At 71.2% G+C, this 26135-nt stretch carries 18 protein-coding genes and 1 pseudogene; 14 read left to right on the forward strand and 5 right to left on the reverse strand.

Features of this window, described 5'->3' with window-relative positions:
- The first annotated feature begins 8 nt into the window (after nt 1-8).
- Both ACTWPP_RS19555 and ACTWPP_RS19560 read left to right on the forward strand, forming a co-directional pair.
- Nucleotides 9-1250, forward strand: a complete 1242-nt coding sequence (locus tag ACTWPP_RS19555) for a M28 family metallopeptidase (protein ID WP_443105722.1) — start codon at nt 9-11, stop codon at nt 1248-1250.
- Between the two features lie 562 nt (nt 1251-1812).
- Nucleotides 1813-1998, forward strand: coding sequence for a hypothetical protein (locus ACTWPP_RS19560; RefSeq protein WP_443105723.1), 186 nt, complete (start codon nt 1813-1815; stop codon nt 1996-1998).
- A 104-nt stretch (nt 1999-2102) separates the two neighbouring features.
- On the opposite strand, the pseudogene ACTWPP_RS19565 reads toward ACTWPP_RS19560, so the two are convergent.
- Nucleotides 2103-2366, reverse strand: a pseudogene (locus ACTWPP_RS19565) (SAM-dependent methyltransferase); the annotation flags it as partial.
- A 210-nt stretch (nt 2367-2576) separates the two neighbouring features.
- On the opposite strand from ACTWPP_RS19565, the gene ACTWPP_RS19570 reads away from it, so the two are divergent.
- Both ACTWPP_RS19570 and ACTWPP_RS19575 read left to right on the forward strand, forming a co-directional pair.
- Nucleotides 2577-5114, forward strand: a complete 2538-nt coding sequence (locus tag ACTWPP_RS19570) for a molybdopterin-dependent oxidoreductase (protein WP_443105724.1) — start codon at nt 2577-2579, stop codon at nt 5112-5114.
- Complete coding sequence (locus ACTWPP_RS19575) at nt 5111-6046, forward strand: FAD binding domain-containing protein (RefSeq protein ID WP_443105725.1); 936 nt, start codon at nt 5111-5113, stop codon at nt 6044-6046. The genes ACTWPP_RS19570 and ACTWPP_RS19575 overlap by 4 nt, the downstream gene beginning before the upstream one ends.
- Nucleotides 6047-6192: 146 nt before the next feature.
- Here ACTWPP_RS19575 and ACTWPP_RS19580 read toward each other — a convergent pair whose 3' ends face one another.
- A complete protein-coding gene (locus ACTWPP_RS19580) occupies nt 6193-6930 on the reverse strand; it encodes a glycosyltransferase (protein ID WP_443105726.1) in 738 nt (245 codons plus the stop codon).
- A gap of 246 nt (nt 6931-7176) precedes the next feature.
- Here ACTWPP_RS19580 and ilvD point away from each other — a divergent pair, with 246 nt between their 5' ends.
- A complete protein-coding gene (gene ilvD / locus ACTWPP_RS19585) occupies nt 7177-8907 on the forward strand; it encodes a dihydroxy-acid dehydratase (protein WP_443105727.1) in 1731 nt (576 codons plus the stop codon).
- Nucleotides 8908-9075: 168 nt separating this feature from the next.
- Nucleotides 9076-10092: a TIGR03617 family F420-dependent LLM class oxidoreductase gene (locus ACTWPP_RS19590; protein WP_443105728.1), complete on the forward strand. Its 1017-nt coding sequence runs from the start codon at nt 9076-9078 to the stop codon at nt 10090-10092.
- 178 nt (nt 10093-10270) lie between these two features.
- Here ACTWPP_RS19590 and ACTWPP_RS19595 read toward each other — a convergent pair whose 3' ends face one another.
- A complete protein-coding gene (locus tag ACTWPP_RS19595) occupies nt 10271-11074 on the reverse strand; it encodes an IclR family transcriptional regulator (RefSeq protein ID WP_443105729.1) in 804 nt (267 codons plus the stop codon).
- Nucleotides 11075-11303: 229 nt separating this feature from the next.
- Here ACTWPP_RS19595 and ACTWPP_RS19600 point away from each other — a divergent pair, with 229 nt between their 5' ends.
- The 8 genes from ACTWPP_RS19600 (at nt 11304) to ACTWPP_RS19635 (ending at nt 21222) form a co-directional block, all read left to right on the forward strand.
- Complete coding sequence (locus ACTWPP_RS19600; protein ID WP_443105730.1) at nt 11304-12548, forward strand: FAD-dependent oxidoreductase; 1245 nt, start codon at nt 11304-11306, stop codon at nt 12546-12548.
- Entirely contained in the window at nt 12545-13957 is a 1413-nt protein-coding gene (locus tag ACTWPP_RS19605; protein WP_443105731.1) for an amidase, read from the forward strand. The genes ACTWPP_RS19600 and ACTWPP_RS19605 overlap by 4 nt, the downstream gene beginning before the upstream one ends.
- A 30-nt stretch (nt 13958-13987) precedes the next feature.
- The gene (locus tag ACTWPP_RS19610) at nt 13988-15172 is read left to right on the forward strand and encodes a substrate-binding domain-containing protein (protein WP_443105732.1); all 1185 of its coding nucleotides are present in this window, start codon (nt 13988-13990) and stop codon (nt 15170-15172) included.
- Between the two features lie 20 nt (nt 15173-15192).
- Nucleotides 15193-16752, forward strand: a complete 1560-nt coding sequence (locus tag ACTWPP_RS19615; RefSeq protein ID WP_443105733.1) for a sugar ABC transporter ATP-binding protein — start codon at nt 15193-15195, stop codon at nt 16750-16752.
- A 14-nt stretch (nt 16753-16766) separates the two neighbouring features.
- The gene (locus tag ACTWPP_RS19620) at nt 16767-17828 is read left to right on the forward strand and encodes an ABC transporter permease (protein WP_443105734.1); all 1062 of its coding nucleotides are present in this window, start codon (nt 16767-16769) and stop codon (nt 17826-17828) included.
- Between the two features lie 282 nt (nt 17829-18110).
- Nucleotides 18111-18593 carry a MarR family winged helix-turn-helix transcriptional regulator gene (locus ACTWPP_RS19625; protein ID WP_443105735.1) on the forward strand — a complete coding sequence of 161 codons (483 nt, stop codon included), beginning with the start codon at nt 18111-18113 and terminating at the stop codon, nt 18591-18593.
- Nucleotides 18593-20089, forward strand: a complete 1497-nt coding sequence (locus tag ACTWPP_RS19630) for an acyl-CoA synthetase (RefSeq protein ID WP_443105736.1) — start codon at nt 18593-18595, stop codon at nt 20087-20089. Before ACTWPP_RS19625 ends, ACTWPP_RS19630 begins: the two co-directional genes overlap by 1 nt.
- 17 nt (nt 20090-20106) lie before the next feature.
- Nucleotides 20107-21222 carry an NAD(P)/FAD-dependent oxidoreductase gene (locus tag ACTWPP_RS19635; protein ID WP_443105737.1) on the forward strand — a complete coding sequence of 372 codons (1116 nt, stop codon included), beginning with the start codon at nt 20107-20109 and terminating at the stop codon, nt 21220-21222.
- 260 nt (nt 21223-21482) lie between these two features.
- On the opposite strand, the gene ACTWPP_RS19640 is transcribed toward ACTWPP_RS19635, so the two are convergent.
- Together ACTWPP_RS19640 and ACTWPP_RS19645 are read right to left on the reverse strand one after the other, a co-directional pair.
- Complete coding sequence (locus ACTWPP_RS19640; protein WP_443105738.1) at nt 21483-23237, reverse strand: glycoside hydrolase family 30 beta sandwich domain-containing protein; 1755 nt, start codon at nt 23235-23237, stop codon at nt 21483-21485.
- Nucleotides 23238-23431: 194 nt separating this feature from the next.
- Nucleotides 23432-25729 (reverse strand): RICIN domain-containing protein, encoded by a 2298-nt coding sequence (locus tag ACTWPP_RS19645; protein WP_443105739.1) that lies wholly within the window; start codon nt 25727-25729, stop codon nt 23432-23434.
- Nucleotides 25730-26135 lie beyond the last annotated feature (406 nt).

Raw genomic sequence — 26135 nt, forward strand, 5'->3', positions numbered from 1 at the left:
GGCATGCCATGAGAACAGGTATCGCGCACCTGTCCGATGACCGGGACCAGGTGTGCATCGCGGCGCCAGGACTGGACTGGGTCCGGCTTGACGACGCGGTGCTGTACTGGGCCGAGGACGGGGTGCCCTGGGACGCCGCCCGCGACCGCGCCCGCTCGGCCGGCATCGCGCTGGAGGAGGGCGGTGCGCCCGGCCCGGCCGCGGACCTGCGGCTGGTGACCCAGGTCGGACGGGTGTTCCAGCGGGAACACCCCGACGTCTCAGTGCTGGTCGACAAGGGCCGTTACCTCGTGGTCGCCCTCGACGAGGAGTACCGCGCACGGCTCCGCCCGCACGCGGAGGTCTGCTACCGGGTGGAGCCGCTGCCTCCGGGCGAGGTGGTCTTCCAGAGCGTGGCGCCGTCCGCCCGTGAACCCGACCCGGAGATCAGGAGCCTGGTGGACGAGGTGTCGAAGGAGGCCTACCGGGACCTGCTCGTACGGCTGGTGGAGCTCGGCACCCGCCATTCGCTGAGCACCGGGTTCCGCGACGCGGCGGCAGCGGCGGGGCAGCGGCTGCGAGACCTCGGTTACATCGTCACGGAGATGCCGATCGACGTCGGGCCGGGGCGCAGCGCCAACATCGTCGCCGAACAGCTCGCGCCTTCCCGCCCGCCCCGCGACGTCGTCGTCGTCACCGCGCACCTGGACTCGATCAACCTGGAGGGCGGGCCCGCCGCACCCGCGCCGGGCGCCGACGACAACGGCAGCGGCGCGGCCGGGCTGCTGGAGATCGCCCGCGTGCTGGCGACGCGCGAGACCAGGCACGACCTGCGGCTGATCCTGTTCGGCGGCGAGGAGGAGGGCCTGTTCGGCAGCACTCAGTACGTGGCGTCCCTGGACCCGGGCCAGCTCGGCGGCATCAGCGCGGTCGTCAACATGGACATGATCGCGACGCTCAACACGACGGCGCCGACCGTCCTGCTGGAGGGCGGTGAGATCTCCCGGGGGCTGATCGACGAGCTGGCCGCGGCCGCGGGGACCTACACCTCGCTCGGGGTGCAGACGTCGCTGCGCCCCTTCAACAGCGACCACGTGCCGTTCATCGACGCGTTGGTCCCGGCGGTCCTCACGATCGAGGGCGCGGACGGCGCCAACCAGAACGTCCACACCGCGGGCGACACGCTCGACGCCATCGACGGCGAGCTCGCGCACGGGATCGTCCGGATGAACCTCGCGACCGTCGCAGCCGCCCTGATGGCGGACGCATAGGCCCCGGTCCGGCCGCCGGACTCAGGGTTCGAGGGAGTCGAAGCGCAGGCCGCTCGTTCCTTCGCCGCCGCCTTAATAGAAACTCTCCCTGATACCGCGCGTCGGCCTCGGATTTGATCTGCTCGATGTCGGGGGACGGAATGCTGATCGAATCGATCCAGGCGCCGATGAGGTCGGCGGTCTGGATCGCCGCCTCCGCCTTCCGGGCGACCGGTCACGGCCGCAAGACCGACCAGGCCGATGCCTTGTCGGTCGGCGTTGCCGCCCAGACCGCCCCCGGACTGCCGGCCGGCGCGCTGCCCGTTCGAAACCCCGGCGGCCGGGCCGCCCACCGGCCGTTGGCTCCATTCGGGCCCTCGTCCTTGGCCTGGTGCGGGAGAACCCGAGTCGGGGGTGCCGGCGGGTGCACGGTGAGTTGCTGGTGCTCGGTGTCAAGGGTGGCCGCCTCGACCGTCGGGGGGATCCTCAAGGGCGCCGGGATCGATCCGGCACCCGAGCGTTCCGCGGCCGCGTGGGCCGGGTTTGTGCGCTCGCGGGCCGAGGCGCTTTGGGGTGTGACTTCATGGAGACCGTCACGCTCACGGGTGCGCGGATGTACGTGCTGGCGGTGATCGAACACCACACCCGCCGGATTCGGGTCCTGGGCGCAACCGCCCATCCGACCGCGTCGCGGGTGGCGCAGGCGGCCCGCAACCTGGTCATGGACTTGGAGGACACGGCTTGCCGGGCACGGTTCCTGATCCGCTGACCGCGACGGCAAGTTCCCCGAGGCGTTCGACGCCGTCCTGGCCGATGCCGGCATCGAGTACGGATCGCCGGGGGATCGGGGCGGAGCTCAGGCGGCTCGTGCGGTCATTTGGCGGCGATGCCGCCGTAGACCCAGGCGCCGCCGTTCGCCGCGGTCTCGGTGTCGTCGGGGTGCCACCGGTTGACCTTGACCAGGCCCGGTTCGACGAGGGTGAGGCCGTTGAACAGGCGCAGGATCTGGTCGCGGTCGCGGAAGACCATGGGCGCCGAGGCGTTCTCGTAGGCGGCCTCGATGATCTCGACGAGTTCGGCGGGGCGGTCGTCGAGGGTGCTGTGGGAGATGACGAGGTGGCTGCCGGGGGCCCGCCGAGCACGTAGTCGTACATGCGGGCCACGTTCGGGGTGTTCGGGTCGATCCCCTGTGGCACGCCTGGCTGTTGCGACACGTGGATCCCGTCTGCCGTGGGCGCTGGGTCGTCGATGACGATCTTAGAGGTGAGATCGTCTCAAAGTGGTGATCTGCGCAGTTCGCTGTGCCACGATGGCGCTGATCAGGACCCGGCGCCGCATGGAGCGCGAATGGAATTCAGCCTCAACGGCAAACTCGTCGACGTCGGTGTCGAGCCCGAGGAGACCGTGGCGCGGGTGCTGCGAGAGCGGATGGGGCTGACCGGGACCAAGGTCGCCTGCGGCACGGGCGTGTGCGGCACCTGCACCGTGCTGGTGGACGGCCGCACGGCGGCGAGCTGCCTGATGCCCGCCGGGGCGGTGGCGGACCGCGAGATCACGACCGTGGAGGGGCTCGGCGGCGACCATCCGGTGCAGCGGGCTTTCGCCGAGCATGACGCGCTGCAGTGCGGCTACTGCACGCCGGGCTTCGTGGTGGAAGCGGCCGCGTTCATGGACCGGTGGAGGGCCGAGCACGGCACGGCCGAGCCGTCCCGCGAACAGATCGCCGATGCCCTGGCGGGGCACCTGTGCCGCTGCGGAGCGTACGCCGGCGTCTACGAGGCGGTCGCGGCGGCGTGCGCGGGCGAGCACGACGGTGACGGACACGACGAGGGCGCGGTGACGCCGGTACGCGTGGAGGCCCTCAGCAAGATCACGGGCGCGGCGCGGTACACGGCGGACATTGCCCTGGAGGGGCAGCTCGAAGGTGTGATCGTACGGTCGCCGCACCCGCACGCGAAGGTGGGGGAGATCCGGCACGACGGTCTGCTGGCCGAGTTGCTGCCGCCGGACCGCACCGTCCGGTATGTGGGCCAGCCGGTGGCCGCGGTCGCCGCGCCCACCGAGGCTGAGGCTCTCGCGGACGCGGCGCGGGTCGAGGTGGACTACACGGTGCTGCCCACGGTGCTGTCGTCGGAGGACGAGACCGTCGTCTACCCGACCGAGGAGTCCCGTAAGGGGGCTCCGCGCGCCAACGAAGGCCCGCTCGCATCCGCCAAGTGGAACGGCAACGTACGCGGACCCGCCGCCATGAGCTGGCGCGGCCGCACGGCCGTGAAGCGCATCGAGAAGGCTCGGAACGACGACGGCCGATCCCTGGTGGAGGCCACCTTCACCGCCGCCGTGCAGGCCCACACCTGTATGGAGCCGCACGGCTGCGTGGCCCGGTGGGAAGGCGGTGATCTGCATCTCCACCTGTCCACCCAGGCCGTGACCCGCGTCGCCGAACAGGCGGCCAAGCGCTGGAAACTCCGCCCAGAGCAGGGCCATGTCGTGGCCGAGCATGTGGGCGGCGGTTTCGGTTCCAAGGTCAACGTCACCTCCGACATGGTCGCCGCCGTGGAACTGTCCCGCCTGCACGGCGTGCCGGTCCGGGTCGTCCTCAGCAGGCCGGAGGAACTCGTCGACGGCGGCACCCGCCCCGGGGTGCGTATCGAGCTGGCACTCCTCGCCGACGCCGACGGCAGGCTGTCCGCCTTCACCATGGACGCCCACGGCGACTCCGGCGTCTCCATCGGGTCCAACGCGGCCTGGCACTCGCGGTTCTTCTACGGCAACGCGCCCCGCCGGATCCGCGACTACGACCACGTCACCAACCGCGCCCCGGGCATCCCCTTCCGCGGCCCCGGCCTGCCGCCGATGCTGTGGGCGCTGGAACAGACCGTGGACGAGGTGGCGCTGCGCCGCGGCGAGGATCCCATCGCGCTGCGCCGCCGCTGGGACGGCAACGCCAAGCGCCACGCGCTGTTCGACCGGGCCTCGGCCCTGCCCATGTGGCGCGACCGCACCGATCCCGGCGACGGCCGTCTCCGCCGCGGCGTCGGCGTCGCGGCCGCCAACTACATGTACTTCCTCGACCCGGGCACCAAGGTCTCGCTGACGGTCGAGCAGGGCGCCGTGGTCGCCCGCATCGCCACTCAGGACATCGGGACCGGCAGCCGCTCGGTGATCGCCGAGGTCGTGCGGTCCGCGCTCGGCCTGCGGCCCGGTCAGGTGCGCGTCGAACTCGGTCGCAGCGACCACGCCCATGGGCCGTCCGCCGCCAGCAGCTGCTCCACCCCGTCCATCGGCCCGGCGGCCCAGGACGCGGCGCGTCGCCTCCGCAAGGCCCTCGGCGCCCGCTCCCTCGACGAGGCCGAGAGGCTCCAGGTCGTCGGCAGGCGTCCCCGGGACCGCCGCGGATACGTCACGCCCTTCGCTCTGGACCACTTCGCCATCGGCCGGGGCTTCTCGGGAGCCGTCGTCGTCACCGAGGTCGAGGTGGACACGCTGCTCGGCCGTGTCAGGCCGACCCGCGTCTGGAGCGGGGTGGCCGCCGGTCATGTCTACGTCCCCCGGCTGGCCCGCAGTCAGTGCGAGGGCGGAATCATCCAGGGCATCGGCTACGCCCTGTTCGAGCAGCGCCACGAGGACCCGGCCACCGGCACCGTGCTCACCGCGAACCTGGAGGACTATCGCATCCCCGGCATCGCCGACACTCCGGAGATCGACGTGTACTTCCACACCGAGGGCTGGGACCACGTGCCCGGCCGCGGCGTCGGCCTGGGCGAGATCTGCACCATGGCGGTCGCCGCCTCGATCGGCAACGCCGTCAGACATGCCACCGGCTGGCGCCCGCACGACCTGCCCATCCGGCCTGACCTGCTGCTGGAGGGGATCGGCACGTGACCACCATCGAGGCCGCCGCCAGAGCCGTCCGCGACACCGGCGGCGAGTTGCGCGCCGGCGGCACCGACGTCATGACCCGGGCGACCCGCCCTCCGGTCGACCTGCTCGGCATCCCCGGCCTGCGCGGCACCGCCTGGCGACCGGACGGCTCCGCCCGCATCGGCGCCCTCACCACCATCGCCGACCTGCTCGCCGACGACCGCCTGACCGCCGCCTATCCCGCGCTCGCCGCCACGGCCGCCGCCATCGCCACCCCGCAGATCCGCAACGTCGCCACCGTCGGCGGCAACCTCCTCCAGCGCAACCGCTGCTGGTACCTGCGCAATCCCGCCTTCACGTGTCACCAGACGGGAGGCGGCAGCTGCCCTGCCCGCGAGGGCGCCCACCTGTACTCGGCCGTCATCGGCCAAGGCCCCTGCATCGCCCCCCACCCCTCCTCACTCGCCGCGGCTCTCCTCACCTACACCGCCACCGCCGAGGTCCACGACCGCTCCCCGCTGGGCATCGCCGAACTGTACGGGGACGGCGGTGACCCGACACGCGACCATCGTCTGGAGTCCGGCGAGATCCTCCAGGCCGTCCTCATGCCCGCGCCCGCGCCGACCGAACGAGCCGCATACCGCCGCGCCACCGCCCGTGAGATGGCGGAATGGCCCTTGGTCGAAGCCGTCGCCCGCCTCACCCTCGACGGCGACACCATCACCGCCGCCGCCATAGCCGCGGGCGGAGTGGCCCGCACACCCCTCCTCCTTCCCGAAGCGGCCGAAGCCCTGCTCGGCAAACCCGCCACCGAGGAAACCCTGGCCGCGGCCGCAGACCTGGCGACCGCCCGCTGCAGCCCTTCGCCCCGGAGCGCCTACAAGGTGGCCCTCCTCCGCGCCACGCTGATCGACACCCTCACCGCCTGCGCCGCTCCGCCCCCTTCACCCTGACCGCTGAGGTCCCGATCGACCCCACGTCCAGGACGAGTCGCTCGGCCTGAAACGGCGCGTCGGTGCGGGCACCACCCGGAGGATCAGCTCGACCCCGGCTCATGGCGCGCGAGGACCGTCGGCGAGGTCGTACGCCTGCTCGACGGTCAGCTGACAGACCGGCCTACGTTCCACCTCATAGGTGTCCAGGAGTCGCGCGCCGGCTGCGCCGCTGTGCACCATCTTGAAGCAGACGGGCAATCCGTGGGCCGTGCGCGGGGCACCAGGAGCCGCGAGTCCCGTCCGAGGAGGCCGTTCTCGCGTTGCCTCACCGCGCGGCCAGGAGATCCGTGAGCCGCGACGCGATTCCGTCCGTTCCGGGTGCGGGCTTGATCGCCTCGGCGAGGCGGCGGGCGGTGTCGCGGCGTCGCCGTCGAGGACGATCCCGGCGCCGAGTTCGGCGACCCGGCGGGCCAACGCGGGCTGGTCGGCCGCAAGTTGGGCAGGCAGACCATCGGGACGCCGTGGGATAGGGCCGCGGTGACGGTGCCGTGGCCCGCGTGGGTGATCACGACGGACGCTTCGGGAAGGACGACGTGGTGCGGCACGTACGGAGCCAGCGACGCCCCGGCCGGGTCGGGCGTGGAACCGACGGTGAACGGGCCGGTGGTGATCAGCACGCCGTGCCGGCCGTCCGCCAGAGCGTCCAGGGTCCGACGGACGCGGCTGCTCTGGTCCCACGGCCGGCTCGTGCTCAGCGAGGGCACAGCCGCCGTCACGATCGAGGTGCGCCGTCGTGCTGACGCACCCGCACCGGACCATGAACCGGTTCCGGTGGAGGTACCGGCCCGGAAATCGCCCCCGCCGACCCTGGACTCGGGGTTCGCTTTCGTCGGCGTCGACACACATCAACTCGTCAACGCACTGTCCGGTCTGCGGGGTCGGTTCTAGGGTGCCTGAGCACAGCACGAGGGGAAGGTCACGGCATGGCGGAGCCGTCCCCTCGTTCCCTGTGCGCGGTGCCCCTGCCGGGTGGTTCCGGACGCGATGAGGGAGCACGATCAGCGGGCGGTCCGGCCTCCTCACTGGAACGAGCAGCTTTCGCAACGCGTCGTCGGGAGGTGCGGGATACCGGTATGTAGGGTCGTGGTATGTCAGCCATGCCGCCGGCAGAGCCGGGCATCAGCGCAGGTGCCGACCTCAAGCCACGCTCACGTCAGGTCACGGACGGGCTGGAGGCGACGGCGTCGCGCGGCATGCTGCGCGCGGTCGGGATGGGCGACGAGGACTTCGCCAAGCCGCAGATCGGCATCGCGAGCTCGTGGAACGAGATCACGCCGTGCAACCTGTCGCTCGACCGGCTCGCGCAGGGGGCGAAGGAGGGCGTGCATGCCGGCGGCGGGTACCCGCTGCAGTTCGGCACGATCTCCGTGTCCGACGGCATCTCGATGGGGCACGAGGGCATGCACTTCTCGCTCGTGAGCCGCGACATCATCGCGGACTCCGTCGAGACCGTCGTGCAAGCGGAACGCCTCGACGGGACGGTCCTGCTCGCGGGGTGCGACAAGTCGCTGCCCGGGATGCTCATGGCCGCCGCCCGGCTCGACCTCGCGAGCGTGTTCCTTTACGCGGGCTCGATCATGCCGGGATGGGTCAAACTCTCCGACGGCACCGAGAAGGACGTCACGCTCATCGACGCGTTCGAGGCCGTCGGGGCGTGCGCGCGCGGGCTCATGAGCCGCGAGGACGTCGACCGCATCGAGCGCGCGGTCTGTCCGGGCGAGGGCGCCTGCGGGGGCATGTACACGGCGAACACCATGGCGTCCGTGGCCGAGGCGATGGGGATGTCGCTGCCCGGGTCGGCCGCGCCGCCGTCGGCGGACCGGCGCCGTGACGCGTTCGCGCACCGCTCGGGAGCGGCGGTCGTGAACCTGCTGCGGCAGGGGATCACTGCGCGCGACGTCCTGACCAAGGAGGCGTTCGAGAACGCGATCGCCGTCGTCATGGCGTTCGGCGGCTCGACGAACGCCGTGCTGCACCTGCTCGCGATCGCGCACGAGGCCGAGGTGGACCTCACGCTCGCCGACTTCGACCGCGTCGCGGGCCAGGTGCCGCACCTGGGGGACCTCAAGCCGTTCGGCCGGTACGTCATGAACGACGTCGACCGCGTCGGTGGAGTGCCCGTCGTCATGAAAGCCCTGCTCGACGCCGGGCTGCTGCACGGCGACGCGCTCACCGTCACCGGGCGGACCGTTGCCGGCAACCTCGCCGACATCGACCCGCCCGACCCGGACGGGAAGATCCTCCGGGCGCTCGACGACCCGATCCACCACACGGGCGGGATCACGATCCTGCACGGGTCGCTGGCGCCCGAAGGGGCCGTCGTGAAGTCGGCCGGGTTCGACGAGGACGTGTTCGAGGGCACGGCTCGCGTGTTCGAGCGCGAGCGCGCGGCGCTCGACGCCTTGGAGGACGGCACCATCACGGAGGGGGACGTCGTCGTCATCCGGTACGAGGGCCCGAAGGGCGGGCCGGGCATGCGCGAGATGCTCGCCATCACGGGGGCGATCAAGGGCGCGGGCCTCGGCAAGACCGTCCTGCTGGTCACCGACGGCCGGTTCTCCGGCGGGACGACGGGGCTGTGCGTGGGGCACGTCGCACCCGAGGCCGTCGACGGCGGACCGATCGCGTTCGTGCGCGATGGCGACCGCGTCCGACTCGACGTGAAGAGCAAGCGGCTCGACCTCCTCGTGGGCGACGCCGAGTTCGCCGCCCGGCGGACGCCGGACTGGGTGCCCGTACCGCACCCGTACACGCGGGGCGTGCTCGCCAAGTACACAAAGCTCGTCCAGTCGGCGTCGAAGGGCGCCGTCCTCGAGTAGCGGGAGCCGGCCGAGTCGGTACTTCCCCTGCGCCTGCCGAAACCGCCGACGTGGGTGGGTTTTCCGGAGCCCGCACGGTGTGCCGCTCGGTGAGCATGCGAGGCTCATTCCGGAATCCCAGCCCGTCGCCCGCGGACGCGTGGCGCCGCGCGGAACGGAGATCGGTCAGTGAAACTCGATGTGCAACTGGACGGCCGGCCGGATGAGGCGGCGCAGCGTGCCCGCGCGCTGATCGCCGCCGGGGTGGACGGCCTGTTCACCTTCGAGGGCCCGCACGATGTGTTCCTGCCGCTGATCGTCGCGGCCGGCTCATCGGACGTACCGCCGACCGACCTGATGACCAACGTCGCGATCGCGATCCCCCGCAGCCCGATGAACCTGGCCAACATGGCCTACGACCTGCATCTGCTGAGCAAGGGCCGTTTCCGGCTCGGGCTGGGCTCGCAGATCAAGCCGCACATCGAGAACCGGTACGGCTCGACCTGGAGCAAACCGGCCGCCCGGATGCGCGAGACGGTGCTCGCGGTGAAGGCGATCCTGAACTCCTGGCAGGACGGCACCCCGCTGGACTTCCGCGGCGAGTTCACCAAGCACACCCTGATGCCCGCGACGTTCGTCCCCGGACCCAACCCCTACGGTGTTCCGCCGGTCCTGCTCGGCGCGCTGGGCCCGGTGATGACCCGGACCGCGGCCGAGGTCGCCGACGGGCTGCTGGTGATGCCGTTCCACAGCCATCGGCATTTCCGCGAGCGCACACTCCCGGCCGTGGCCGAGGGCCTGGAGGTGGCGGGTCGCGAGCGGATCGAGGTGTACCCGCAGGCGATCGTCGCGATGGGTGACACTCCCGAGGAGATCGCGGCCGCGACCTTCGGGGTGAAGGCACTGCTGGCGTTCTACGGGTCGACCCCGGCGTACAAGCCGGTCCTGGACATCGAGGGCTGGGGGGATCTGCAACCCGAGTTGAAGGCGCTGTCCAAGACCGGCGACATCATGACGATGGCCGGTCTGATCGACGACACGATGGTGCGGACTCTGGCGGTCGCCGGAACGCCGGCCGAATGCGCCGCCGAGATCAGGGCTCGTTTCGGCGACGTGGCCGAGCGGGTCTGCGCCTATTTCCCCGGATCGACCCACCCTAAAGAAACGATCGCCGCCCTCGCGAGCGAGCTGAGTAGAACGCCGTGACCGTGCCCACCCGCTGGGGCCTGCGCTCTCACACCCTGAACTCCGAACGACCTGCAACGCGTCGGCTGGGTGAAGGCCCGGTATTTTCGGGCTCAAGCCCCTCCGTAGTCGGATGTCCCGGTCGCTCAGCGCGCGCGGTGGCCGCCATGCCGGGTCCCTCGCGCATCGATCGGCCGGGCTACATGAGGTGCAGGTCAATGTCGGGACGGGCGCGTTCGGCCGTGCGCCGGAGTTCCATCACCAGCGGGGCGATCCGGTCCGGGGCGAAACGGGACGCGGGCACCGCGATGGACAGCGCGCCGACGAGCGAGCCTGACCCGTCGGTCACGCCCGCGCCGATGGCGCAGATCCCGGCCTCGGTGGCTTCGATGTTCAGCGCGTAGCCGCGCTCACGCGTCGCGCGAAGCGCTTTGAGGAATCGCTGGAATTCCGTGGCCGGCATCCTGACGTCCTCGCGAGCGTCGGGCGTGGTGGCCCTGCTCTCCGCGGAACCGTCGGCCAGGTACAGCTCGGCGAGCTGGGACTCGCTCAGCTCGGCGAGCAGGACCTGGCCGCCCGACGACAGGTGAGCGGGCAGGATCGTGCCCTGCCGGTCACCGACGTGCAGGACCTGGTGGGCCTCCACCGTGGCGAGGAAGCGGGTCTGCACGCCGACCCGGATCATGAAGTTCACGGTCTCGTTGACCCGGTCGCACAGGGCGTCCATGTGCGGGAGCAGGGCACGGCGCAGCAGTTGCCTGCGCGGCCCGCCGAGAAGGCTCGGGGCGGACAGGGCGGGTCCCGGCACGTAGCCGCGCCTGTCGTCCTGGATCGCGAACCCCCGGTAGACCAGCATCGCGAGCAGCCGGTGCGCCGTGGAACGGGCCGTTCCCAGTTCCTCGGCGGCCTCGCTCACCCGCAGGACACCGTGGTCGCGCAGAAGCTGGAGGAGCCGGAGCGCGTTGTCCACCGACTGGAGGGGGTACGGCGGTTTGTTCTCCATAGCAGAATAGTGTAGGCCTATCTGGAACAGCGTCATATCGTGCTGCCATGTTGCCTGGTTCACATCCGAGTATCGAACCGGATGATCTGTCACCCGAGTGGATGCAGTTTGCGCCTAAGAGCGCCGATTCTGTTGATCTCCGGCGGTTGCACGCGGACTTCAGCGTCTGGCCTCTCGCGTCGACGACAGTCCAGCCGCGCATGCCGGTGGCCGATTCGGGGTGGCTCCGATGAGCTCCACATCCTGGAAGGGCGGCACGAGGAACGACGCGTATCCCCGGCCGCGTCCTGAGGTGTTGGTCGTCGGGGGCGGCATCGGCGGACTCGCGACGGCCCTGGCGCTCGCGAGGGAGGGACATACCGTCCACGTCCTGGAGCGCGCCGCCGAGTTCGGCGAGGTGGGGGCCGGACTGCAGCTCGCCCCGAACGCCACCCGGCTGCTCCGGAAATGGGGACTGCTGGACCAGGTCGTCGCCGCCGGTGTGACGCCCGCCCGGCTCGTCCTGCGCGACGCCGTCACCGGCTCCGAGCTCACGCGCCTGGAACTGGACGAGGCGTTCCGCCGGCGCTACCAGGCGCCCTACGTGGTGGTGCACCGCAGCGACCTGCATGGAATCCTCGTCGAGGCCTGTGAGAAGGCCGGGGTCACCATGGAGACCGACCGGCTCGTGGAACGGGTCGTCCCCGGCGGCGACACGGCGCTCACGTACTGCGCCGATGGCGCCGTCTACGAGAGTTCGGTCGTGCTCGGCCTGGACGGACTCATGTCCACCCTGCGGACCGGGCTGTTCGACGACGAACCGATCGACTCCGGTTACGTCGCCTACCGCGGGGTCGTACCCGTGGGCTCGATCACCACGGACATCGATCTGGACGCTGTGGTCGCGTGGATCGGCCCGGGATGCCATCTGGTGCAGTATCCGCTTCGCGGGCGCGAGGAGATCAACCAGGTCGCGGTGCTGCGAACCGGCACCGGCACCGGCGGTGACGGAGACGGGGACCCGGCCCCCGACCTCGACGCGGCGTTCGCCCACTGCTGCGAGCACGTCAGGCGATCGCTGGGCGCGTTGTGGCGGGATCGGAACTGGCCGATGTACGACCGGCCGCCGATGGAGCGCTGGGTCGATGGGCGCCTCGGCCTGCTGGGCGACGCCGCCCATCCCATGTTGCAGTACCTGGCCCAGGGGGCGTGCCAGGCGATCGAGGACGCCCACACCGTCGCCACCGCGGCCGTCGAGCACACCGTCTCCGAGAACGGCCGCATGCGCGCGGACTGGCCCGCCGCGCTCCTGTCCACCCAGCGGCTGCGCGCCTCCCGCACCGCCCGCATCCAGACGTCGGCCAGGACCTGGGGCGAGATATGGCATGCCGACGGTCTGGCCCGGCTCCTGCGCAACGAACTGCTGACCACTCGGTCACTGGACGACTACCGCCGCATCGACTGGCTCTACGGGAACGCGAGGGACCTCCCATGAATCCGTTCGGCTCCGCAGTGACGATCGCCGAGGCAGTCCGTTCGCGCCGGGTGAGCGCGTCGGAGGTCGCCGAAACCTACCTGGACCGGATCGACCGCTACAACGACGAGCTCAACGCCCTGGTCTGGCGCAACGACGACGAGGTCAGAGCTGCCGCGAAGGCCGCCGACCAGGCCGTCGCGGCGGGCCGGGATCTCGGGCCGCTGCACGGCGTCCCGCTGCCGATCAAGGACCTCACGTCCGTGGCGGGGCAGCCCAACACGATGGGCTCGCTCGGCGTCCGGGACACCCCGCGCACCGAGAACGAGCTGATCGTCGATCTGCTCCTGGACGCGGGCTGCATTCTCATGGGCAGGTCCAACTCGCCGGAGATGGGCACGATGACGGTGACGGAGAACCCGCGCTACGGCCCGACGGCCAACCCGTGGGACCTCGACCGTTCGCCCGCGGGCTCCAGCGGCGGGGCCGCTGCGGCGGTGGCCGCGGGCCTGGCCCCGGTGGCGCACGGCAACGACGGCGGCGGATCGCTGCGGACGCCGGCGTCCGCGTGCGGCCTGGTCGGGTTGAAGCCGAGCCGGGCCCGGGTTCCCCAGCGGGTCCAGTCGTGGTGGGAGTACGGCACCACCGAAGGAGTGATCACCCGGTACGTGCAGGACGCCGCGGTGATCCTCGACGTCATCTCCCGGCCCGATCCGCACGGATGGTTCCAGGCGCCGCGCCCGGAGCGGCCCTTCGCCGGCGAGCCCGGCACCGACCCGGGCCGGCTCCGCATCGGCCTGCTGCTCGACGCGCCCACCGGCCTGCCGGTCGATCCCGAGTGCGTCAACGCCGCCATGGCCGCCGCGACTCTCCTCGAAGGGATGGGCCACGACGTCCATCCGGTCGCACCGGAGCTGCTGAGCCCCGAGGCGGCGCAGTCCTACGTCGACATCGTCATCCCCGCGTCCCTCTACGTGCACCCCTTCGACGACCCCGATCTCGCCGAGCCGTACAACCGGCACCGGTGGGAGCGGATCAAGGACGTCCACGCAGGCGAGTACGCCCAGATGGCGGCGCGGCTGCAGATCGAGTCCCGGCGGATCGTCGCGCAATGGCGGCGCGACTTCGACGTGCTGCTCACACCCACCATGGCGTGCCAGCCGCCGCCGCTCGGCCTCGTCGTCGAAGAGGCGAACCGGCACTTCGCGACCGCACAGCCCAGCGCGCTCCTGATGGTGTCGTTCACGCTGCTGTGCAACATCACCGGCCAGCCCGCCATCAGCGTGCCGGTCCACATCGCACCTAACGGCCTGCCCATCGGCGTGCAGTTCATCGGTGCCCCCTTCGACGAGGCGACCCTGCTGCGCTTGGCCGCCGCGCTCGAAACCGAGGTCGCCTGGCCCGAGGCCGTCCCGACCCGATTCCGCTGATCTTTCTCCATCTCCAGTCAGGAACGCAGAATGTACTTCCCTGGCGGCGGGCGACGGCGATCGCCGAAGACCCTGCTGATCATCAGTTCACTCGTCGGTCTGCTGGCCGCCGCGCTCGTCGCCTGCGGGTCCTCCGACTCGCGGAGGTCGGGCGGCGGGACGACCTCTCCGCAGGTCATCGCGGAAGCGTCCCGGGCCGTCGAACGCGCGTACACCGGCGGCTACACCGAACCCCCTGCGGACGCGCCCAAGCCGGTCTCCGGCAAGGACATCTGGATCATCTCCGCCTGGCAGCAGGTGCACGCCCTGGTGAAGCAGGCCGAAGGGGTGTCCGAAGCCGCGAAGGTGCTCGGCTGGAATGCCCGGGTCTGTGACGGTCGCAACAACGAGAACGGCGGCTGGACGGGCTGTGTCCGCCAGGCGACGGCCGCCAAGGCCGACGGCATCGTGCTGCTGGCCGTCGACTGCGCACCGGTGCGGCAGGCGCTCGTGGAGGCCGGGCGCGCGGGCATCAAGATCGCCTCCTACAGCGGGTTCGACTGCGACGACCCGACCCAGGGCGGCAGCACCGCGCTGTTCGACGTCCCGGCGCAGCCCTTCGCCGCCGCGCCGACGCTCGCCGGGTTCTACACCAGCCTGGGGCGCCTGCGCGCCGACACGGTCATCGCGAAGACCGAGGGCAAGGCGAAGATCGTGCACGTCTCCTTCCAGGACGTGGCCATGGGCGACTACATGGCGAAGGGCTTCACCGACCGGATCGCCGCCTGCGGCGGCTGCGAGATCGTCGGTTCCGTGAAGGTTTCGCCCGCCGACGTCCCCGTCATCCGGCAGAAGTTCGAGACGACGCTCCTGAAGAACCCCCAGGCGGACGTCGTCACCGTGGACATCGACCACTTCTTCGTCGCCGGCGTCCAGCAGGCGCTGGTGTCGGCCAACCGGCCGGAGCTCATGGTGGTCGGCGGCGAGTGCCAGATCGAGAACGTCGACTACATCCGCAGCGGTAAGGGACAGCAGATCTGCTACGGCATCTCCGTCGGCTACCGCGCCTACACGACGATCGACGCCTTGAACCGCTCCTTCCAGGGGAAGCGGCCCGTCCCGGGCGGAGTCGGCATCCAGCTCGTGGACGAGAGCCACAACATGCCCGCGCCCGGGGCCGAGTACGTCGGCCCCATGGACTACGCGGGCCTCTACAAGAAGGCCTGGAACCTGTAGAGCGGGAGGAGGCCGTGACGATGTCCACCACACCTGCGGGGCACGCGTACGCCGCCGGCGACACGGCGGTGGAACTGGCCCACGTCAGCAAGTCCTTCGACGGCGTCGAGGTGCTCCGGGACCTGGGGATCAGGGTGGCGCGGGGCTCGGTGCACGCGCTGCTCGGCGGCAACGGCTCGGGAAAGTCGACGACGTTGAAGATCCTCGCCGGCGTCCACCACGCCGACCATGGGGGAACGATCGCGATCCATGGCCGGCGGCACGCCGCCGAGTCGTACACGGCGGCCGTGGCGCGCTCGTCCGGCCTGCGGTTCGTCCACCAGGACCTGGGACTGGTCGACGACCTGACGGTCAGCGAGAACTTCGCCCTGGACGAGGGCTATCCGCGGCGGGCGGGGCCGATGATCTCGTGGCGGCGCCTGCACGAGCGGACACGGGAGCGGCTGCGGCGGGCGCGGGTGGACGTCGACCCGCGCCGCCTGGTGCGCGACCTGCGGCCGAGCGACCGGACGCTGGTGGCCATCGCCAGGGCGCTGCGCGACATCGACAAGGGCGAGCACGTGACGCTGGTCCTGGACGAGCCCACCGCGAGCCTGCCCCGCCACGAGGTCTCACTGCTCCTGGCGGCGCTGCGCCGCTGCCAGGAGCAAGGCCAGACGATCATCTACGTGAGCCACCGGCTGCCCGAGGTGCTCAGCATCGCCGACCGGATCTCGGTGCTGCGCGACGGCGCGATCGTGGCGGACGCCCCGCCCGCGGAACTGAACGAGTCCCGGGTGATGGGGCTGATGGCGGGCGAGGCGGCCCTCCGGCGCCGCGCCGCCGCGCCGCGGGGCGCGGTCCCGCGCCAGGGCGCCGGCCGGCCCGTGCTGCGTGTCTCCCGGCTCTCCGGGGGGCCGCTGCGCGGCATCGACCTGGAGGCCCGGGAGGGCGAGATCGTCGGGGTGGCGGGGCTGCTCGGATCGGGCCGCTCCAGCCTGCTGCGGGCGCTCTTCGGCCAGCTGGCCGTCGAGGCCGGCCGCATCGAGGTCGCCGGGACGCCCGTCCGGCACCGGTCTGCCGCCGACGCGATCGGCGACGGGATCGCCCTGGTACCCGAGGACCGCGCCAGGGACGCGGCGTTCCCCGACCGGTCCCTGTGGGAGAACATCTCCGCGACGGTCGTCCGCCGCTACTGGTCGGGCTGGCGAATGGCGCGCGCCGCCGAGCGCCGGGACTCGGCGAGCCTGATGACGGACTTCGGCGTCCGTGCCGCGAGCCCGGACATCGCCTTCCACTCCCTGTCGGGAGGCAACCAGCAGAAGGCCGTCCTCGCGCGCTGGCTCCGGCTCGATCCGCGGCTGATGCTGCTCGACGAGCCCACGCAGGGCGTCGACGCGGTGGCCCGCGCGGAGATCCACGACCTCGTCCGCGCTCACGTCGCCGACGGCAACGCGGCGCTGGTGGTGTCGTCGGACTTCGAGGAGCTCGAAGCGCTGTGCGACCGGGTCCTCGTCCTGCGGGACGGCGCCTTCACCGCCGAGCTGGCCGGCGCCCGGCTGACCGAGGCGGCCATCGCCGCCGCGACCCAGACCAGTTGAAGGGATTTCGTGAGATGGACGAGACCAACGGAGCGGTCGATGTCGACACGGCGGCGCGGCCGCTCCCGGTGCCCCCCGACGACAGCGCCCGGGCGGACACCGGGCGGCGGTCCCGGCCCGCGGTCGCCCTGATCGAACGTTACGGCCTGCTTCTCATGCTCGTCGTCATGACCGCCGTCTTCGCCGCCCTGCCGCAGTCGGGAGAAGCGTTCCGCAGCTCGGCCAACGTCCAGGCCCTGCTGGCCAACCAGGCCGTGGGCCTCGCCGTCGCGCTGGCGCTGCTGTTCCCCATGGCCGCCGGTTTCCTGGACTTCTCCGTCGGCGCCGTCAGCGCGTCGGCCTGCGTGGTGGCCGCCACGGCGATGTCGCGCTTCGGCCTTCCGGTGCCCGCCGCCGTGGCGCTCGCGCTGCTGGCCGGAGTCCTCATCGGGACGACCCTCGGCCTCCTGGTGTCGCGGTTCGGGATGAACCCGTTCATCGCGACCCTGGGCATGGCGACCCTGCTGGGCGGCGCGATCTTCGCGTACACCGACGGGCTGCAGATCACGAAGGGCATCTCACCGGCGCTGACCGACCTGGGCTCGCTGATGTGGTTCGGCGTCCCGAGGATCGTCCTGGCCGCCGCGGGGGTGGCGGTCGTCGTCTGGTTCGTCATGGACCAGACGCCGCTCGGCCGCCACCTGTTCGCCGTCGGCTCCAACGCGAATGCGGCGCGCCTGGTCGGGGTCAACGTCCTGCGGGTCCAGCTCGCCTCGTTCGTCCTGTCCGGCCTGGTCGCGTCGGCCGCGGGGATCCTGCTGCTGGCGCGGCAGGGCTCGGCGACCTCCGACAACGGCATGAACATGCTGTTCCCCGCGCTCACCGCGGTCTTCCTCAGCACCATCGTGATCGACCTCGGGCGTCCCTCGGTACTGGGGACGGTCATCGGGGTCCTGTTCGTCGCGGTGAGCGTGAGCGGCCTGACTCTGATCGGCGCCCCGTCATGGGTGAGCCAGGTCTTCAACGGTGCCGCCCTGCTGCTGGCGGTGGGCCTGGCGAGCATCGGCCGCGCCCGGAAGAGCGCCGCCGCACGGTGACGTTGCGCGGGGTCGTACGGCATCAAAGATCCGCACCGGCACGGTGGCACGGTGCGGACCCCACGTGCACGTGCATGTCGATCGCGGTGAGGGGGCCGGTGGGGATGCGCGGTGTCATGGATTCACTGCTCGGTCTGGGAACCCGCCTGTCGTCACGGACCACCGCTTCTCGTGCAGATCGACTCGCTCGGCTGCCGCCCGCGGCTAAGGCTCGACTCCGGCAAAGTAAATGATAGCGTCAATAATTGTTGTTCCACATTATTGAACTTGAGGTGTATGACGGTGGCGGAGACGGACGAACGGCAGCAGCTGCTCGGCGACACCGGCTTCCTGCTGGCGCGCGCCAGCGGGCTGATGGTGCGGGCGACCAACGCCCGCCTGGCTCACCACGACCTGCGGGCCCGGCACTTCTCGGTGCTGTCGTACGTGTGCGACCGGGACGGCGCCTCCCAGCGTCAGCTCGCCGACTTCCTCGGGCTGGATCCCAGCCCCGTCGTGGCGCTCCTCGACACGCTGGAGGCCGCGGGCCTCATCGAACGGCGCCCCCATCCGAGCGACCGGCGCGCACGCCTGATCGTGCCGACGCCCGAGGGCCGCACGCTCCGCGACAAGGCGAAGACGGACGTCGTCGAGGCCCGGGAGCAGGTCCTGTCCTGCCTGACCACCCGCGAGCGCGAGCTCCTGCTCGGCATGCTCAGGCGGGTGGCCTTCCCGGAGACCGACCAGCCCGACCAGACCGACCAGACCGAGGGGGAGCCGTCCTGATGCGAAACCAAGGACTGGGATCATGGCCCGCCCGGCGAGCCCGCAGCCGCCCGCACCGGACGGCTCTCATCTCCGCGCACGGCACCGTGACGTACGCCGCGCTCTTCGCGCGGGTCACCCGGCTCGCGCACGCACTGCGGCGGCTCGGCGTGCGGCGCGGCGACCGGGTCGCCTACCTGGGCCCGAACGCCCCGTCACTCGTGGAGACCATGTTCGCCGCCCACACGCTGGGCGCGGTCTTCGCGCCGCTCAACACCCGGCTCGCCGCGCCCGAGGTCGGCTACCAGCTCGACGACTGCGGAGCATCGGTCCTCGTCTACGCCGCCGGGAGCGCCGGCGTGGTGGAGGATCTGACCACCGCGCCGGAGCTCGTGGCGGCCGGCGGGGGCGCGGATGACGTCCACGACTACGAGGACATGCTGCGCGCCGCCTCCACCGTCCCGATCGACGAGCCCGTGAGCCACGACGACGACGCGTTCATCCTCTACACCTCGGGCACGACGGGGCGGCCCAAGGGGGCGACGCTGACGCACGGCAACGTCATCTGGAACTGCCTGAACACGCTCGTCGAAACAGACCTGGCCGGTGACGAGGTGGCGCTGATCAGCGCGCCGCTGTTCCACGTCGCGGCGCTCAACATGTCGTTGCTCCCGACACTGCTCAAAGGCGGCGGCGCGGTCCTGATGGCGGCGTGGAACCCCGAAACCTGCCTCGACCTCGTCGAGCGCCACCGGGTGACCTGGATGTTCGGGGTGCCCACGATGTTCGCCGACCTGACGCGGTCGCCCCGGTGGGAGACGGCCGACCTGTCGTCCGTCCGCTTCCTGATGACGGGTGGAGCGCCCGCGCCCGTCTCACTGATCCACACCTACCAGGACCGCGGGCTGCGCTTCCTCCAGGGCTTCGGGGTCACCGAGGCGGCACCCGGCGCCCTCCTCCTCGACGCCGAGATGAGCACGGTCAAGGTCGGTTCGGCGGGCGTCGCCCACTTCTTCAACGACGTCCGCGTGGTGCGCCCGGACTCGACCGACACCGATGTCGACGAGCCCGGCGAGATCCTCATTCAGGGCCCGACCGTCATGAGGGGCTATTGGAGGCGTCCCGACGCCACGGCCGAGGTCCTCTCCGCCGACGGCTGGCTCCGCACCGGTGACGTGGGCCGCGTGGACGAGGACGGTTACGTCTACGTCATCGACCGCCTCAAGGACATGTACATCTCCGGAGGCGAGAACGTCTATCCCGCAGAGGTCGAGGCGCGGCTCCTGGAGCATCACGCGGTCGCCGAGTGCGCGGTCATCGGCGTGCCCGACGAGAAGTGGGGCGAGGTCGGCCGCGCCTTCGTCAGGACGCGTCCCGGAATGAGCGCCGACGAGGACGAGCTGATCGCCTTTTTGGGCGGACGGCTGGCCCGGTACAAGATCCCGAAGTCGGTCCGCCTCGTCGACGACCTTCCCCGCACCGGCTCCGGAAAGATCCACAAAGCCTCCCTCCGGTAACCGAGAAAGGAATCACCATGTCCCATGTCGCCATCGTCGGTGCCGGCTTCGCCGGAGTCTGGAGCGCGGCCGCGGCCGCCAGGGTCCGGGGCGAGTCCGATCTGCGCATCACGCTCGTCGCCCCCGGTGAGCACCTGGTGCTCCGGCCGCGCCTGCACAGGCTGGACCCCGGATGGGCCCGCGTCCCGCTGAAGGGGTTCCTGGAACCGATCGGGGTCACCCACCTGCGGGCGCAGGTGACCGAGATCGACACCGACGCCCGGCGGCTCGTCACCGACGACCGCACGATCGGCTACGACAGGCTCGTGCTCGCCGCGGGCAGCGGCCTGGCCCGGCCGGCGCTGCCGGGCGCGGAGCACCTGTTCGACATCGACACCGACGAGGGCGCCGCCCGGCTCGCCGACCGGTTGCGCGGCCTGGACGATTACACCGTCGTCGTCGTCGGCTCCGGGTTCACCGGCCTGGAGCTCGCCACCGAACTGGCGGAGCGGGGAAAGGTGGTGCTGGTCGAGCGGGCCGACGTGGTCGGGCCCGACCTGGGGCCGGGCCCCAGGCCCCAGATCGAGTCGGCCCTGTCCGAACTGGGGATCGACGTGCGGCTCGACTCGACCGTGACAGCCGTGGACGAGACGGGCGCGGTCCTGCTCGACGGCACCCGCGTCGCGGCGGACGCCGTGGTCTGGACCGGAGGGATGCGGGCCAGTCGGCTGACCCTCCAGATCCCCGCGGAGCGGGACCGGCTGGGACGCCTGCACGTGGACCGCCACCTGCGCGCCGCCGACGCCGTGTTCGCCGCCGGAGACGTCGCCGCCGCCCAGGCCGACCCCAGTCACCACGTACTGCAGAGCTGCCAGTTCGCGACCCCCATGGGTAAGGCGGCCGGGCACAACGCTGCGGCCGACCTGCTCGGCGTCCCCCTCGTCGACTTCGCCCCCGACCCGTACGTGACCTGCCTCGACCTGGGCACCGCCGGCGCCGTCTACACCACCGGCTGGGACCGCGAGGTGCAACTGGACGGCGCCGAGGGCAAGGACCTCAAGCGCACCATCCTGGAGGTCATCGAACCTCCGCTCGACGACACCGAGGAGATCCTCCGGCAGGCCGGCGTCCAGAGCAACGGCGTCAGCGGCTGAGCCGACGGCCGTTCATCCCACACCTTCCGCCCCCTCGATGCGGTCAGGCCGAGGGCCGCGAGCGCGAGTGTGATCAGCGCCTTGCGCATCTGTCCTCCCCTGGGGTGAGGGTCATTGATGGCTGCGCAGCGGCCTCATCGTCGAACGGCTCGGCCCCCGCGCAAAGGAACACGGTTCGCCCACCGGGACGCAAAGGTCAGCGGCGCCAGGAGGCCCGCGGCCTCCTGGCGCCGCTCCACGAGTGCTTGTGCGTCGTCGCGTTACGGGATGGTCTCCACCTCGGTCAGGGTCCATTGCCGGTTCAGGCCGCCGGTGTCGTCCCACTGCACCTGCAGCCACTGGGGGTCGCTGAAGGCGCTGGACCACCGGGTGGAGGTGTCGCCGTCAGTTGCCGCGGTGGCGGGGGTGCCGGAGTTCTCGGTGGAGGAGGCCGTGGTGGGTTTGCCTTCCGCGAGGTTGGCGGGGGCGCTGCCGTCGCCGCTGTCGGCGCCGGGCCACAGATAGGTGCCGACGGTCTTGGCCGGCAGGGTCGCGGAGATCTGCCGGCCGCCCACGCGCAGGATGACCGGCTGGTCGGAGGAGGTCTGGTTGACCACGACCGTGACGAGGGTGCCGTCGGGGTTGCGGAAGGCGACGTTGGTGACGGTGCCGGTGGAGCCGTAGTCGGTCTTGACGCGTGCGGCTCCGCGTTCCACGAACTTGGAGAACTGGGCGATCATGTAGTACTCGGGGAGCGCCCAGTAGGTGTCGGGGTCGGTGGTGCTCTGGATGAGCATGGTGGGGTCGGGTGAGCCGCTCCACTTCTCCGGGCTGCGGTTCTGGTCGAGCATGGTGACCCAGTCCTGGTACATGGTGGACTGGTTGCGGAAGTACTGGACGATGCGGTCGGCGCCGGAGGTTCCCCAGACGGCGCGTTCGGTCATCGCGACGTCCTTCGTGGGGTAGTTGGCCTTGACCTGCGCCATGGCCGGTGGGTCGCCGCCGTAGTCGTGGAAGGCGAAGCCGTCGACGGCGTTGAACGCGTCGCTGGGGTTGCCGGGGGTGCCGAGGACTCCGGCGCTGTAGCTGACGCCGTCGCCGAAGTTGTGGTCGAAGGCCCAGATCTTGGTGGCGCCCACCCCGTTGGCGGTGAACTCGGCGCGCATGGCGATGGCCAGTCGCCGTTCCTGGTCGGGCGTCACCGTCATGCCCGGGTAGTCGGGCGGGGAGTACAGGGGTTCGTTCTGCATGGTCACCGCGTGCAGCGGCAGTCCCTGCTGGGCGTAGGCCTGGACGGCTTTGCGGAAGTACTTTGCGAGCGTGGGGATGTGGGCGTCGACCAGCGATCCCCCGATGAGGCTGTTGTTGCTCTTCATCCAGGCGGGCGGGCTCCACACGCTGCCGAACAGGATGAGGTCGGGGTTGATCGCCTTGGCCTGTTTGAGCACGGCGATGATGTTGTAGTCGATGTCCTTCTGGATGGAGAAGCGGGTCAGTTCGGGGTCGGGCGCGCCGTCGTTGTAGGTGTAGAACTCGCGGGCGGTGAAGTCGCTGGCACCCAGGGGGATGCGGGCGACGTTGAACCCTGCGCCGGTGGCCGGGTCGAGCAGTATGCGCAGCACCGGTTCGCGTGTGGCGGGGTTCATCCGGGACAGGTTGTAGATCGTGGACTCCTCCAGGGAAGAGCCGACGCCGAGCACATTCTGGTACCGCGTGGTGGTGTCGGCGGTGATGGTGGCGGTCCCGGTGGCCGTTGCCGTGGTGAGGTCGGCTTGCCTGGACAACCGGTAGGGCGTGCCGGCCAGGCCGGCCGCCGGGTCCTTGAACCAGTTGCCGTCCTTGGGGCCGTAGCCGGCCGTCCTGGACTCCGAACTCCAGTAGACCTGCACCGCGGTGGGTGCGGCGGCCTGCTGGGCCGACGGGGCGACCGTGGGCACCGCGCCCAGGCCGGCGGCCAGGGCGACGACTCCCGCCACGGCGAAGAGGGGTCCGCGGTGCCCGGCCGTGCCGCCGGACGGTGAGTGTTGCAAGAGCATGGGTGCTCCCTGGTGAGTGGGTGCCGTCGCGACGCCCTGGAGGACGAGTGGTGGTGCGCCCCGGCGGCAGGCTGATCGCGAAGACGGTGGGAGGCCGGGGGACGGCCGCTTCGGCCGGCAACGGCCGGCCCCCGGATGGGCACTCGGCCGTTGCCGGGTATCGGTGGCGTGCTCGATGCTCGCCGAAGCGGGTGTCAGGTCCCCGGGACCAGGCGGAAGGTCTGGGCCGGGCCGTTGTGGCAGGTCCACTGCTGCAGGCGGGCTCCGTCACCGGTGGAGGCGTCACGGACGTCGAGGCACTTGCCGCTGTGGCGGGCGGCGAAGGCGAACGTGCCGTCGCCGCGGTCGGTGGGCCGCCATTGCTGGTTGGTGCCCCCGCCGTAGGTCCACAGATGCACCGAGGCGCCGTCACCGGTCGCCGCCACGCCGCCGGAGACGTCCCAGGCCAGGGCGGTGTTGTTGCGGCTGACCGCACGGTAGTCGCCGCCGCTGGTCGGCTGGAACCGCCACAGCTGGTTGTCGTTGCCGGAGAAGCAGGCCCACTGCTGCAGCGCGGTGCCGTTGGAGGTGCCGCCGTCGGCCGCGTCCAGGCACTTGCCGCTGTTGGTGTTGACCACCTGGTACCAGCGTGCGGGGTCGATGCCGCCCCCGGTGGCGGCCCGGGTCGTGACGCGGACCACGGTGGAGGGGGCCGACTGGTTCCCGGCCGCGTCCACGGCCCGCACCGTGTAGGTGTAGCTCGTCTCCGGGGTCAGACCCGTGTCGGTGTGGGAGGTGGAGGTACCGGGGACGGTGGCGACCAGGGTCGAGTCCCGGTAGATCTGGTAGCCCGTCACCCCGGTGTCGTCGGTGGACGCGGTCCAGCCCAAGGTCACCGAGGTCGCTTCGACGGCCGAGGCGGCGGGGTCGCCCGGAGCCGTGGGTGCTTGGTCGTCTCCGCCTCCGGAGCCCGGTGTCCAGGTGAAGGTGGCCAGCGCGTTGGGCGGCAGCGTGTAGGCGGCGTGCTGACCGGCGAACGCGATGTCGAAGTTCTGGGTGCCGCCGCCGATGTTGGTGACGATCAGGGCGTAGCCGCCGTCGGGGTTGCGGAAGGCGACGTTCTCCAGTTCGCCCGCGTTGTTGGAGCCCACGCGCACGGCGCCGGGCTTCACGAAGCGGCTCATGTGGCCGAGGGTGTAGTACTCGGCGTTGCGGGTGATCGTCGTGCCGTCGATGGCCACCACGCCGGTGCACATGCCGGCGGGGTTGTTCCCGCAGCCGCCGTTGACCGGGCCGCCCTGGCTGTTCAGCGCGAGGTTCCAGTTCACCACCGCGCGCGCCCAGGCGCGGGTGGACGCGATCTGGATGTTGCGGGAGTGCCACTTGAGCGTGTCGGAGAAGAACTTGGCGAACGAGTCCTGCGCGCCGTGCCACCCGGATCCTTCGGTGAACCAGATGCCCTTGTCCGGGAAGGCGTCGTGCAGGGCGTTCTGCGCACCGGCGTCGCCCGCGTAGTGGTGGAACCCGGTGCCGTCGATCCACCGCGCGGCCGAGCCGCGCAGCGCGTCGTAGGGGTAGTTCATCTCCGGGTCCACGCCCAGGCGCTGGGCGTCGGCGATGTCGTCGGGGTGCTGAGTCCAGTTGTGGTCGTAGGAGATGATCTGGACGTCACCCAGACCGGCCTGCTCCAGCATCGGACCGAGCTCGTTGATCACGGCGTTCTGATGGGCCACGGGCAGGTCCGTGCCCGGATAGGCGTCCGGGGTCCGGTTCTGGGGCTCGTTCTGGACGGTCAGCGCGTATATCGGCACTCCCGCCTCCTCGTACGCCTGGACGAACTTCAGCAGGTACAGCGCGTAGGAGCGGAAGTAGGCCGGGTCGTCCTTCACCCGGCCGCCCACCAGGGACCCGTTGGTCTTCATCCACGCGGGCACGCTCCACGGGCTGGCCATGATCTTCAGCTGCGGATTGAGCTGGAGCGCCTGTCGCAGCAAGGGCAGGATCTCGGCCTCGTCGTGGGCGATGCTGAACCGGCTCTGGGACAGGTCGGTCTGTCCCGCGGGCAGGTCGTTGTAGGTGTAGTGGGGGCCGTCGACGAAGTCCGAAGCGCCGATCGGCTGACGCAGCACGCTCATCCCGATGCCCCGGGTCGGGCTGAAGATCGAGGCCATTACCTCGTCGCGCTGCGCCTTCGGCAGGCGGTACAGCAGCGATGCCGAGGAATCGGTCAGTGACGCACCGAACCCGTCCATCGTCTGGAACCGCTGATTCGGGTCGACCGTGATGACCTGGCCCGAGGCTCCACCGTCGCGGAACTGGGTCGACGCGGAGGGGTTGAGCAGCTGGGACCGGTCGGGAGTGGTGATCCACGCCGAGACGACCGGGCCGGGCGCGGCCTGGGCCGCGGCGCCGCCCAGGCCGACCATGCCGGCCGACGTCAGCACGGTCGCGGTGAGCAGAGCCGTCTTGCGCCTGATCGATCTGAGGCGCGGGCGGATGGGGACGGGGGACATGGGGGTCTCCTATGGAGCGAGGGACTGGTTCGTGTGGCCGGGGCATCGCCGACGTCGCACGTCGATGCGCCGGGCACGCCGCGACGTCCGGGGACGTGCGACGTGCGGGGGTGGGAGGACCTCCCAACGCGCAGGAGGGGGCGGGGAGGCAGAGCCAGAACGCAGGACCAGGCTGAACGCGGGACCAGCCAGGTGGTGCGCGACTCCGCGGCAGGGTCGTGAGCATGGTGTTCCTGAATCCGGGGTGGGCGGGGGCACCACATCGCGGCCGGCGCAGGGGGTGGGCGGCGGGTCCGCGATGTCGCGTTTCAAGACGAAGTCCGGACGGTGTCAGGCCGTGCAAGGTGAAGTGAAGCACGCCTACCGTGTATTCGGGAGGCCCAATCCATTTACCTACCGAGTACTC

This window comes from Actinomadura sp. 3N407 (genome assembly GCF_052245875.1).
Lineage (GTDB): Bacteria > Actinomycetota > Actinomycetes > Streptosporangiales > Streptosporangiaceae > Spirillospora.

Coding starts and splice junctions, on each gene's coding strand:
- ACTWPP_RS19555 (WP_443105722.1), top strand. CDS start 9: ATGAGAACAGGTATCGCGCACCTGTCCGATGACCGGGACCAGGTGTGC.
- ACTWPP_RS19560 (WP_443105723.1), top strand. CDS start 1,813: ATGGAGACCGTCACGCTCACGGGTGCGCGGATGTACGTGCTGGCGGTG.
- ACTWPP_RS19570 (WP_443105724.1), top strand. CDS start 2,577: ATGGAATTCAGCCTCAACGGCAAACTCGTCGACGTCGGTGTCGAGCCC.
- ilvD (WP_443105727.1), top strand. CDS start 7,177: ATGTCAGCCATGCCGCCGGCAGAGCCGGGCATCAGCGCAGGTGCCGAC.
- ACTWPP_RS19595 (WP_443105729.1), bottom strand. CDS start 11,074: ATGGAGAACAAACCGCCGTACCCCCTCCAGTCGGTGGACAACGCGCTC.
- ACTWPP_RS19600 (WP_443105730.1), top strand. CDS start 11,304: ATGAGCTCCACATCCTGGAAGGGCGGCACGAGGAACGACGCGTATCCC.
- ACTWPP_RS19605 (WP_443105731.1), top strand. CDS start 12,545: ATGAATCCGTTCGGCTCCGCAGTGACGATCGCCGAGGCAGTCCGTTCG.
- ACTWPP_RS19610 (WP_443105732.1), top strand. CDS start 13,988: ATGTACTTCCCTGGCGGCGGGCGACGGCGATCGCCGAAGACCCTGCTG.
- ACTWPP_RS19615 (WP_443105733.1), top strand. CDS start 15,193: ATGTCCACCACACCTGCGGGGCACGCGTACGCCGCCGGCGACACGGCG.
- ACTWPP_RS19620 (WP_443105734.1), top strand. CDS start 16,767: ATGGACGAGACCAACGGAGCGGTCGATGTCGACACGGCGGCGCGGCCG.
- ACTWPP_RS19630 (WP_443105736.1), top strand. CDS start 18,593: ATGCGAAACCAAGGACTGGGATCATGGCCCGCCCGGCGAGCCCGCAGC.
- ACTWPP_RS19635 (WP_443105737.1), top strand. CDS start 20,107: ATGTCCCATGTCGCCATCGTCGGTGCCGGCTTCGCCGGAGTCTGGAGC.
- ACTWPP_RS19640 (WP_443105738.1), bottom strand. CDS start 23,237: ATGCTCTTGCAACACTCACCGTCCGGCGGCACGGCCGGGCACCGCGGA.
- ACTWPP_RS19645 (WP_443105739.1), bottom strand. CDS start 25,729: ATGTCCCCCGTCCCCATCCGCCCGCGCCTCAGATCGATCAGGCGCAAG.